Source organism: Paenibacillus sp. CF384, from assembly GCF_900106745.1.
GTDB lineage: Bacteria > Bacillota > Bacilli > Paenibacillales > Paenibacillaceae > Paenibacillus_Z.
In genome coordinates this window covers 91,733-102,085 of the sequence record NZ_FNNV01000021.1, presented here as the reverse complement: position 1 = coordinate 102,085, position 10,353 = coordinate 91,733, and the positions used below count along the sequence as shown (strand labels likewise).

Here is a 10,353-nt window from a genome sequence, read left to right as displayed (position 1 = left end):
CCTTCTTGGTGCGTGTGGTAACCCCGAGAATACCCTACTTTTTTGCTGCCTGTTAAGGCTCCAAATCTTGGTACACAAACTATTTTACATCGCCCACAGAGGCCTTATTGGGTTGAAATAGCTAGAAATACATGAGTTTATAGCTAAATAAGTCCTGTAGGATTCGTTAGAATTTCAAATCCCTATTTTCCAAGCAAATAAGACCTGTACGGTTCGTTACAATTATTCGCACTTAGCAATATTGTCGGGAAGTCCACGCTGGCCTCAGGTTGACCTTGACCTACAAAAAGAGCCAAACGCATCAAAGCGCTCGGCTCTTTCTCTACCATCTAACCTGTCGGACCATCTGCGAACAATACGCGCAGCTCTTCCAGCCTCGCCTGCATATGTTTAAGCTCAATCGCCAGAAACTCTTCACCAGAGGCTTCGAACGCCGATCTTAGCTTCGCTAAACTCTCGGTTGCCTCCGGCAGCAGCTTGAATGCCTCTTCAGCATGTTTGTAGAAAGGGTGGACTTGGACCGCCTGATGATCTGTCATCGATGCTCACTCCTTGCGCGTATGTAGGTACTCTATACTCTACCATCTCGCAAGCCGTTTTGCAAAATCCTGCCAGTTCAGCTTCCTCTATATGTGCTGTAACCGCCTGGCGAGACTAGCAGCGGGATATGATAGTTGGAGCTCGAATCCTCGACGAGGAATCGAACCGGAACAAGAGTCAGAAACCGTATCCCCCCGCCAAAATAGCCCCCAACATCAAAGATAAGTTCATACTCGCCTATGTGCAGTTCGCCTCGGCCCAACAACGGCGCATCCACACGTCCATCCGCGTTCGTTTGAACCTCTTTGATTAACTGCGGCGGTTTTCCAAGAGAGGAATGTACCCACAGTTGAATGTTCATCCCGACTGCCGGCTTTCCTTGCGACATGTCCAGCACATGCGTGGTTAATTGTCCCATCATGGCGACGCAACCGACTTTGCAGAAGGATTAGCAGCCAGCGCCTTCAGAAAATCCTCGCGCTCCAAATCCACTCTGCTCAGCGAGAACCCTTGGAACCCGAATGGAGGCCTCGGTTCCGTATATACACCTGCTCCTGTGACCGGATCACGCTCGACGATCGTTTCCCATGTCCGATTGTTGGATTCGAAGCTAACCTCCTCCAATTGCGGAAACCTGGTCAATAGCCGTAAGCCAATTTGGCAGACTAGATATTGAATAGACGGAGACTGAACCGAGTGGAACACATGCTGGGCCAAATCTCGGACTTGCTCCGCCGCTACATACCCGCCACCGTTCCCGTCCAACGCGTCCGCAACCTTCGAATACCGCCAATGCAGATTCAAGAAAATAAATAAAGGCCGATCATAGCTCTCAGGCAACGTCGTATATTCATCACGAATGAACCCGTAGAATGAGCTTCCGCTCACTTTGATAAGCTGCACATCCACGATTCCGCTGCAATGACCGACAACGACGGCTCCGGTATCGGCTGCCCGTTTCATCTGTAGGGATGCATGTGAATGCTCGTTATGAGACCGCCGAAACACCAATTCACTCTCGTTAAATCCGGCTTCTCCGCCTATCGAGATCGTCTGAAAGGGAATGCGATCCGCAGCAATTTCAATATCCGTCACGTGCGGGTATTGCGCGAGGAAGGCTTCTGATACAAAGGCTAGAAAGCCTTCGGTCGTACAACCGTCATAAGCAGCAGCATGTCGGAGTATGAAATTCTTCATCGAGTCGGTAGCCACAACATGCGTGTTGTCCCCTTCGCTAAACGAGCCCAGCAGCACCTCGCTGCTGACGGAGAACGTCACATTATGTGCAAAAACAACATTGGATTCGCCACAATAAGGTGATTCCGGAATCGGCGCTACAACAAGCGGAGCCGCATAGGTTCGATAAGTCAACACATCGCCTTTGCCATAATAAAGCGTCCGTCCATCACGAAGCTTCATCCTGCATCATCCTTTCACCTCAAGACTTATTCTTCGATTACATCCATCAGACGGAGTTGGGTGATCCGCTGAATTTCCAGCAGTGCTTGTCTGCGCTCCTGTACGGTAGAGTGCTGCAGTCGCTCTTGCATCGCCGCAAGTAAATCGGCCTTTGTTCTTCCACGTACCGCCATGATGAAAGGAAATCCGAATTGAGTGGTGTAAGCCGCATTTAACTGGGCAAATCGCTTATACTCGTCCGGAGACAGTTCATGCAGCCCTGCCCCTTGCTGCTCGGCAGAGGAGTAAGACGTCATCGTCATGCGAGCTGCCAAATCCGGATGTGCTCGCAGCAGCTCGGTCACTTGATCTTCCGGCGCTTGTCGCACTACGTCCAGCATCGCTTCATGCAGCTCATTCACGGAATGAAAAGGCCTTGCTTCCCAAGCCTTCTCCGCAATCCACGGCGAATGCTCAAACACACCTCCGATTTGACCCACAAACATCTCTTTACTGAGCGTATTCAGCTGCCATAAACTTATGCTCATGTCCAGTACCCCGCATGTACGGAAGCCGTCTCCGCATCGATTTCCGGGAATGGTCCAATGACTTCGATCGGCTTGCGACCGCAGGCAAAGACGTCTCTGCAAGGCAAATTCAACGTTAAATTCCGTTCATCTTCTCCGGTGAGCTCCGACAGTCTTTTCTCCGAGATGCCATATACGACCGTGCCCACATTCCCCCAATAGATTGCGCCTGCGCACATGGCACAGGGCTCTACGGAAGTGTAAAGTGTGAACTGCCATAGCTGCTGCTTGGAGAAGGTTCGGGAAGCGTTCACCATGAGCGTCGTCTCCGCATGACCGGCACAGCTGCCTGTAGTCACCTCCACATTGCCCTGCTCCAGAACGATCGTGCCGGACGAATCGACCAAGATCGCGCCAAACGGCGTATTGCCCGAAGCCAATGCCTGCTTGGACACCTCGATGCTTTTGCGCAAATAATACAAATGCCGTTCCTTCTCATTCATGGCTGAGCCCTCCCTTGTTCAATCACCCTGTGCACTGCACGGATAATTCCCCCATAGCCCGTACACCGGCATAAGTTGCCGGACAGCGCCTCCTCAACCTCTTCAAGCGTCGGGTTCGGCTGTTCCAGCAGCATAGCGGTTACCGAAACAATCATCCCAGGCGTGCAATACCCACATTGGTAGCCGCCTTCGTCGAGAAAAGCTTGCTGGACCGGATGCAGCCCTTCACGGCCCTCTATACCTTCAATCGTCGTGATGTCCTTCCCGCTGCATTGGTAAGCCATCGTCAGGCAGGCGTTGACCGCTTTGCCGTCCACCATCACCATGCAAGCGCCGCAGCGCCCGATTTCGCATGATATTTTCGTACCGGAGAGCTCTAAGTCTTCTCGAAGGATGGCCAACAACCGTTTACTCTCGGGCACGTTCAACTGTATTTCTTCGCCATTAACGGTGCAGCTTAGCGGAGAAGGCGAGGACCACTGCTGTAAGTCGTGTTCATTTTTCATAGATCCATCACCGCCTTCGCCATGAAAGTCGGACGCTCCAGCAGCTCCAATGGATCGATTGGTAGCTTATTCAATCGCTTTCCGGTTGCATCATGCACGGCTGCCAGTATGGCAGGCGCGACGCCGACCGAACCGATTTCGCCGACTCCTCGCGGACCGTAATCATCGCCTTCAGGCAACTCCTCAATCGCTTCGACATGAACAGTTCCGTTAGCATCCTTGATCGTTGGAATGAAATAGTTATCGAGGTTCGTCGTCAAATAACGCCCTTCGTGCATGAGTGCTTCTTCAGTCAGCGCGTAACCGAGCGCCATGATGCTGCCGCCTTCGATCTGCCCCAGATAGCCTTGTGGATTTACGACCGGACCGGCAGCTACAGCATGATATTGCTCTAGTACGTGAACACGGCCTGTCAGCGTATTTACCTCCACCTTCACGACCACCGCAGCAAAGGTGTACAGATAATGAGCTCCTGACCGTGGAAACGTCGTGGTAGGAAACGCGAATTTTGTCTCGGCGCGAATGTCCCGTCCGGCAGCGCCATCCGCCAACGCTTTGTAACTCAGCAATAGAATACCGCTGCCTTCGCTCGCTTCACCTTTACGCCAGATACCGCCTTCGCCAACGCGCAGCCCTTCCTCGGGAAGAGACAATAATTCAGCCGCCGCGCCGAGCAGTCCGCTTATGAAAGGAGACCGCAGCTTCTGCAGCGACTTCCACATCATCGTTGTCGCTCTGGAAGCGGTCGTCGATCCGCTGTCCGGCACGGCATCGGTGTCGCCGATAATGAGGCGCAGATCTGTTGACGCAAAGCCGAACTGTTCGATCAGCATGAGCTCTAGCGATGCTAATAGCCCTTGCCCACACTCCTCGTAACCGAAATGCGCTTCAATGACGCCATCTCCGGCGAGCACCAGTCTGCCCCCAGCGGGATCGGGTATGCCGGCTCCAAGCCCCGCTCCATGCATGATGAACGCCGCTCCTATGCCGGTATGAAGCCATGGTTCCGACGAGGTAAACCGCTGCACCTGCTGCTTTTCCTGCCACAATGGTGAAGCTGCTGTCGCATCCCATACTTGCCTGGCACCGTCCGTTGGTGCGATGGGATGGCCGAATGGTCCCGGATCATCGGGTTTACGCATATTGAGCAGTCGGAATGCCCAAGGCTCCATCCCGCATGCTTCCGCCAAACGATCCATCTGACCTTCCAGTGCAAATATCGCCTGATTGCCGCCAAATCCGCGAAACTCGCCGGACATCCCGTTATTGGTGTAGACAGAGACACTTTGTACATCGAGTGTTCCATATCGGTAAGGCCCAATCACATGCTCGGTGGCAAAATGAAGCACTTCCGCTCCAAGCGTCGCATAAGGCCCGGTATCCGCAGTTATTAGTACTTGATGAGCGAGGATGGTGCCGTTCCCATCCATACCTGTTTTCATCGTAATCGTCATCGGATGCCGTTTAAGTCCGGCTCTGACTGACTCTTGCCGGGAATTGTGTATCTTTATCGGCCGATTCGTCTTGAGGGCGAGCAAAGCACCATACGGCTGAACATTCAGTTCATCCTTGCCGCCGAAGGAACCCCCGATCGGACTGGACAAAATGCGAATGGCAGTCTCCGGCAGTGCCGTAATGCGCGAGAGCTGCAAGCGATCCATAAACCCATGCTGGGTCGGGGAGTGAACCGTCAGCCGTCCATCCGCTTCCGGAACGAACAAGCCGCCTTCGGTTTCCATGTACGTATGCATCTGACGAGGGGAAATGTAGGTCTCCTCCACGATGTGAACGCAGTTCGCGAACCCTTCCCCGATATCTCCGCGAGCAAATTCGGTTTGATGCAATATATTCCCCTTCGGATGCAGCTTCACCGCATCTGCCGCCATCGCCTTCGAAGGACTGTCCATAATCGGCAGCTCTTCATAATCGACCTCAATCAAAGCCAAAGCCTGTTCTGCAAGAAGCGCCGACTCTGCCGCAACACAGGCAACCGTATCCCCGACATAGCGGACTCTGTCCCAGCACAGGACAGGTTGATCTTGAATCGCAATCCCGTACCCATTCAAACCTGGGATATCCGCATGCGTCAGCACGGCATGCACGCCAGGCAGCTGTTTGGCTCGTTCGGTACGAATCGCTAGAATACGCGCATGCGGATAAGGGCTGCGAAGCACGCGTCCGAACAGCATGCCGGGCGTTGTCCGATCCGTGAGATAGGCAAGCTTGCCAGTCACTTTGTCAGGACCGTCGGGCCTGACTCGCCACCGCTCCTTGCCGGAGCTTCGGTTAAGCAGCATGCTCATCGCCCTCCCATCTTTCCTGCGTTCTGCCATTGCTGCCACAATAACGCCGAGATAAGCCCTGCAGCCGTTCGTTTCCGGTACGCCGCAGACACGAATGCATCGCCTATGAGCTGCGCCTCAAGCACGACTTGCTCATACAGCTTCTCCATCAGCTCGGGGCTCATCACGGCATTGAGCAGCAGCTTCTCTGCGCCATGCAGACGATGCGGAACGGTCTGCCCCCCGCCAACGGCGATCCGTATACGGCCGATCTCCCCGCTAATTGTATCGATGTCGCTGGTATAAGCTGCCGTCACGACAGATGGAGTAAACGCCTCGCGTCTGCCAATCTTCTGATAGACTTCCAATCTCCGCACAAGCGGGTTCGCCTCCGGCAGCTGCAGTTTCACCTGCGTCAGTATTCGTCCCTGCGGCGACGTCCCTTCGCTTACACGTTCGAGCCACTGGATAAGCGGTTCACGCTGCACACTGCGTCCATCATGCCAGAGCAGCTCGGCTTCACTGATCATTAGCGCCGGGAGGATGTCTCCGGTTCTGCAAGCGATATTCCCTCCGATTGTTGCCGCATTCCGGATCGACGGTGCGGCGATGCCGGTCACTGCATCGACGATGCTCCTGTAATGTTCGCTTAGAAATGGGTCTCGCCGAAGCGTCGTTAAGGCGGTTAACGCGCCGATTGTCGTTTCTTTCGAGCTGAAAGTGATCCCTTTCATCCCGGAAATGCAACTTAGATCGATCAGATGCTTAGGTTTGGCTGCTCCATTCTCCCACTGCGCGGAGAGCCAAGTGCCGCCGGAGATATACGTCGCTTCATCGCCATAGCTCTGCTTCAATCGCCAAGCTTCCGCCGCGTCTATCGGATGCCAGACCGACGGGGGGTCTTGCCAGCCCTCATTGCCTGTAATGCTCATCGTTCGATCACCTCCTTACCCAAACGAACAATCGAATCAGAATCGTTGTTCCCGATAATAAGGGTTGCCCAGCGCTTCAGGTGCACCGGACGGTTTGTTGCGGTTACGCCACCCTAATGCCATAAGGACGAGAATGGTGACGAGATATGGGATCATTTTCAGAAAATAAGAGGGGATTTCAACGCCAATGAGCTGAAGTCTAAAGCCGATCGTACTAAGCAAGCCGAAGAAATACGCGCAGAATAACGCACGAATGGGGTTCCATCTGGCAAATATAATGAGCGCAACGGCGATCCAGCCTCGTCCAGCCGTCATTCCCTCCGTCCAGGTCGGGGTATATACAAGCAGCAGGTCGGCACCGGCAATCCCGATCAGCATCGAGCCCGCGATCACGCAACCGTAGCGGAATGCATATACGCGGATCCCCATCACATCCGCTGTCGCCGGACTGTCGCCCATTGCACGCAGATGCAAGCCCCAAGAGGTACGATAGATATATACATGCATCGCGATAACTAGCAGGAAACTAAGCCAAGTGAACAAGTCCATCCGAGCAAAAATATCACCGATCACCGGCACTTGAGTAAGCCAAGTCAAACGAACCACAGGGATGGCATGTGCAATGGGAATACCGCTGATTCCTTTGCCCAGATAAGCGCTTAGTCCTGAACCGAATAACGTCAGCGCAAGTCCGGTCACGATTTGGTTCGTTCGCAGCGAAATCGTAAAAGCCGCATGCAGCAATCCAAGCACAGCGCTAATCCCGATGACAGCCAGCATGGTGAGTGCCAGATTTGCGGTATGCAAATAGGTCAGCCCTGCCATCACAGCGCCGAGCAGCATCAATCCTTCCGCTCCAAGCTGAATGATGCCGGAGCGTTCAATCAGAATGCCTCCAAGCGCTGCAATCAGGAGCGGCGTACCGGAGGAAATGGCGACCTGTATCAGCTGTACTACGGTATCCATAGGCGTGGCACTCCCCCGTTAGACGTTTCGACGCAGCCGCAATCGGCCAATGAAGCCCCCTGCTATGAGAAAAAATAAGATTGCGCCTTGCAGCATATTCGAAATAGATGACGGCAGGCCGATGGTTTGCACGCTGTAGCCGCCGACGATCAGCCCGCCGAACAATACGGAAGATAACACCAAGCCTAGCGGGTTCAGTTTAGCAAGCCATGCCACGATAATCGCTGTATACCCGTATCCCGGTGAAATGCCGTACATGAGTCGATGCGTAACGCCTGACACCTCGCTCATCCCGGCAATGCCGGCTAAGCCGCCGCTAATCAGCATGACAAGCAGGATATGTTTGCGCAGCGGAATTCCCGCATGCCTGGCCGCTTCCGGGTTAGCACCGATCACCCGAAGCTCATACCCCCATTTCGTATAGCGAATGGTAACGGCGTATAGTGCCACTGCGATGAGTCCGATAATTAGTCCGGCATGGAGTCGCGTGCTGCCGAGTACGGGCAATGTTTGTGCGGCGGTGAATATTGGCGTGCCGGGGAAGTTGAAGCCTTCCGGATCACGCCAAGGGCCGAATACCACGTAATCCAGTGCGAGCAGAGCAACATAATTCAGCATCAAAGACGTAATCAGCTCGTTGACACGAAAGAAAATGCGCGGCAGCGCCGTGAGCAAGCCCCATAATCCACCGGCTAGTATGCCGAATAGGGCCATTAAAGGAATAGAGAAGTACATCGGCAATGTCGGAAAATAAACCGTGACTGCAGTCGCCGCAATAGCGCCCGCTGCAAACTGTCCTTCTGCACCAATGTTCCAGAACGAGATCCGATAAGCGATGGAAACGCCGATCCCGCACAGGAGGAGCGGTATCGCTTTAACAAGCGTTTCCGATAGGCCATACGAGGTGCCAAATGCACCGGTCACCATCTTCTTATATACGATGAGCGGGTTCATCCCATTCATGGCAATGAAGATGCCTGACACGATCAGTGCCAGCATGATGGAAACAAGGACGACCCACCACGGATTCCGGACCGAATCTCCTCCCGGTTCCACTTCTAGCCGGAGAGGAAACCTGCGCTTTGCTTCAACCTGCTGCGACAATGTATGACCGGTAACGGGATGGTCGTTCATATCACTTCCTCCCCTTCACCGCTCTCATCTCGGACTCCTGCCATATAGAGACCGATCTGCTCTCGCGTAGCTTCCTCCCGCTTCATTTCCCCAACAATTCCTCCTCGGCTTATGACAAGAATACGGTCAGACAGACGAAGCACCTCATCGAGGTCCTCTGAGATTAGAAGTACGCCTCCACCTGAATTGCGAAGCTGAAACAATAACCGGTGCACGCTGCTTGCAGCCCCTATATCCAAGCCTTGCGTCGGATGAACGGCAATCATCAGCTTCGGAGACTGATGAATTTCCCGTGCGAACAGGAGTTTCTGCTGATTGCCGCCGGAGAGCCGGCTGACGGGCGTATCCACAGAAGGCATTCTTACATCGAATTGCTCGATAAGCTGCTGCGACCAGGCCATATTGCGTTTCATCCGCAGAAATCCAAGACTCGTCCGTTTACCGGAACGATAGGACTTCAATAACAGATTATCCGCAGCCCCCAAGCTTCCCGCCAATCCGCTGCGCATCCTGTTCTCGGGAATATGCGCAATGCCGGCCTCGATGAAATCTCTCACGGAAGCGGAACGCATATCCTTGCCTGCCATACGGATGGAGCCTCGAGTCGGATGGCGAAGTCCTGTCAGCACTTCAGCCAGTTCTTTCTGTCCATTGCCTGCGACACCTGCGATACCAACGATTTCTCCGTGGTGTACATGAAGCGACAGGTCCTTGCACGCCACGCGGCCATGATCGGCGATCACTTCAAGCTCTTGCGCGGAGAGCAGCAGCTCCCCGCGCGCATTCATGGCTGAGTGATGCGGCATTTCGATGATCGCTTTACCAACCATCAGCTTCGCTAAATCTCGTTCATTCGTTTCGCCGGTTTCCATCGTGACGACCATCTTGCCTTTGCGCATGACGGAGATTCGATCAGAGGCTTGCATCACTTCACCCAGCTTATGCGTCGTCATAATGACGGTCTTGCCTTCCTTCTTCATCGCTTCGAGCGTCTGGAAGAGGAGCTCCGCCTCGCCCGGCGTGAGCACGGATGTCGGCTCATCCAAGACGATGATATCCGCTCCGCGATATAAGGTTTTCATAATTTCAACGCGCTGCTGCTCCCCTACGGAGAGCTGCCAGATCGGACGATCGACATGGATCGCGAGACCAAACTTCGTCGCAATGGCTTCAATCTCTTCCTGCTTCTTCTTCATCCAACCGGTACCTCGCCAGATGGAGGATGGCTCGCCTAGCACGATGTTCTCGGCAGCCGTCAATGTCGGAACAAGTCGGAAGCTTTGAAAAACCATACCGATACCTTGCTTCAAGGCATCCTTCGGCGAACGAATTTTCACCTGCTCGCCGCGAAGATAGATGGCGCCGCCGGTCGGCTGGTACACCCCCGAGAGCATGCACATCAAGGTGCTCTTGCCAGCCCCGTTCTCCCCTAGCAGCGCGTGAACCTCACCTGCGCTAGCCCGAAAGTTCACCTCGTCGCACGCGATCACGCTTTCGAAGCGCTTCACTATGCCTCGCATTTCAACAGAGAAGCTTTCCTGCATGATGAAACGCCTCCCGACAAT

General features: G+C 54.0%; 11 protein-coding genes. All 11 read right to left on the bottom strand.

Going from position 1 to position 10,353, the window contains the following annotated elements; genetic code table 11:
* Positions 1 to 329 precede the first annotated feature (329 nt).
* Positions 330 to 539 carry a hypothetical protein gene (locus BLW29_RS26905; RefSeq protein WP_090985494.1) on the bottom strand — a complete coding sequence of 70 codons (210 nt, stop codon included), beginning with the start codon at positions 537 to 539 and terminating at the stop codon, positions 330 to 332.
* 77 nt (positions 540 to 616) lie between these two features.
* Positions 617 to 961: a hydroxyisourate hydrolase gene (uraH, locus tag BLW29_RS26900; protein ID WP_090985492.1), complete on the bottom strand. Its 345-nt coding sequence runs from the start codon at positions 959 to 961 to the stop codon at positions 617 to 619.
* Positions 958 to 1,959 (bottom strand): factor-independent urate hydroxylase, encoded by a 1,002-nt coding sequence (gene pucL / locus BLW29_RS26895; protein ID WP_090985490.1) that lies wholly within the window; start codon positions 1,957 to 1,959, stop codon positions 958 to 960. The genes uraH and pucL overlap by 4 nt, the downstream gene beginning before the upstream one ends.
* Before the next feature lie 26 nt (positions 1,960 to 1,985).
* Positions 1,986 to 2,486 carry a 2-oxo-4-hydroxy-4-carboxy-5-ureidoimidazoline decarboxylase gene (gene uraD, locus BLW29_RS26890; RefSeq protein ID WP_177186838.1) on the bottom strand — a complete coding sequence of 167 codons (501 nt, stop codon included), beginning with the start codon at positions 2,484 to 2,486 and terminating at the stop codon, positions 1,986 to 1,988.
* Positions 2,483 to 2,968, bottom strand: a complete 486-nt coding sequence (locus tag BLW29_RS26885) for a nucleoside deaminase (RefSeq protein ID WP_090985488.1) — start codon at positions 2,966 to 2,968, stop codon at positions 2,483 to 2,485. The genes uraD and BLW29_RS26885 overlap by 4 nt, the downstream gene beginning before the upstream one ends.
* Positions 2,965 to 3,474 (bottom strand): (2Fe-2S)-binding protein, encoded by a 510-nt coding sequence (locus BLW29_RS26880; RefSeq protein ID WP_090985486.1) that lies wholly within the window; start codon positions 3,472 to 3,474, stop codon positions 2,965 to 2,967. The genes BLW29_RS26885 and BLW29_RS26880 overlap by 4 nt, the downstream gene beginning before the upstream one ends.
* Complete coding sequence (gene pucD, locus BLW29_RS26875) at positions 3,471 to 5,771, bottom strand: xanthine dehydrogenase subunit D (RefSeq protein ID WP_090985482.1); 2,301 nt, start codon at positions 5,769 to 5,771, stop codon at positions 3,471 to 3,473. The genes BLW29_RS26880 and pucD overlap by 4 nt, the downstream gene beginning before the upstream one ends.
* A gap of 2 nt (positions 5,772 to 5,773) precedes the next feature.
* Positions 5,774 to 6,688 carry an FAD binding domain-containing protein gene (locus BLW29_RS26870; protein WP_090985480.1) on the bottom strand — a complete coding sequence of 305 codons (915 nt, stop codon included), beginning with the start codon at positions 6,686 to 6,688 and terminating at the stop codon, positions 5,774 to 5,776.
* A gap of 36 nt (positions 6,689 to 6,724) precedes the next feature.
* Positions 6,725 to 7,654, bottom strand: a complete 930-nt coding sequence (locus BLW29_RS26865) for an ABC transporter permease (RefSeq protein ID WP_090985478.1) — start codon at positions 7,652 to 7,654, stop codon at positions 6,725 to 6,727.
* Between the two features lie 18 nt (positions 7,655 to 7,672).
* Positions 7,673 to 8,788: an ABC transporter permease gene (locus BLW29_RS26860; RefSeq protein WP_090985476.1), complete on the bottom strand. Its 1,116-nt coding sequence runs from the start codon at positions 8,786 to 8,788 to the stop codon at positions 7,673 to 7,675.
* Positions 8,785 to 10,332: an ABC transporter ATP-binding protein gene (locus BLW29_RS26855; protein WP_090985474.1), complete on the bottom strand. Its 1,548-nt coding sequence runs from the start codon at positions 10,330 to 10,332 to the stop codon at positions 8,785 to 8,787. The genes BLW29_RS26860 and BLW29_RS26855 overlap by 4 nt, the downstream gene beginning before the upstream one ends.
* Between the last annotated feature and the right edge of the window lie 21 nt (positions 10,333 to 10,353).

Bases quoted from the DNA above. Each gene is read 5' to 3' on its own strand.
- BLW29_RS26905 (WP_090985494.1), bottom strand. From the start codon at position 539: ATGACAGATCATCAGGCGGTCCAAGTCCACCCTTTCTACAAACATGCT.
- uraH (WP_090985492.1), bottom strand. From the start codon at position 961: ATGATGGGACAATTAACCACGCATGTGCTGGACATGTCGCAAGGAAAG.
- pucL (WP_090985490.1), bottom strand. From the start codon at position 1,959: ATGAAGCTTCGTGATGGACGGACGCTTTATTATGGCAAAGGCGATGTG.
- uraD (WP_177186838.1), bottom strand. From the start codon at position 2,486: ATGAGCATAAGTTTATGGCAGCTGAATACGCTCAGTAAAGAGATGTTT.
- BLW29_RS26885 (WP_090985488.1), bottom strand. From the start codon at position 2,968: ATGAATGAGAAGGAACGGCATTTGTATTATTTGCGCAAAAGCATCGAG.
- BLW29_RS26880 (WP_090985486.1), bottom strand. From the start codon at position 3,474: ATGAAAAATGAACACGACTTACAGCAGTGGTCCTCGCCTTCTCCGCTA.
- pucD (WP_090985482.1), bottom strand. From the start codon at position 5,771: ATGCTGCTTAACCGAAGCTCCGGCAAGGAGCGGTGGCGAGTCAGGCCC.
- BLW29_RS26870 (WP_090985480.1), bottom strand. From the start codon at position 6,688: ATGAGCATTACAGGCAATGAGGGCTGGCAAGACCCCCCGTCGGTCTGG.
- BLW29_RS26865 (WP_090985478.1), bottom strand. From the start codon at position 7,654: ATGGATACCGTAGTACAGCTGATACAGGTCGCCATTTCCTCCGGTACG.
- BLW29_RS26860 (WP_090985476.1), bottom strand. From the start codon at position 8,788: ATGAACGACCATCCCGTTACCGGTCATACATTGTCGCAGCAGGTTGAA.
- BLW29_RS26855 (WP_090985474.1), bottom strand. From the start codon at position 10,332: ATGCAGGAAAGCTTCTCTGTTGAAATGCGAGGCATAGTGAAGCGCTTC.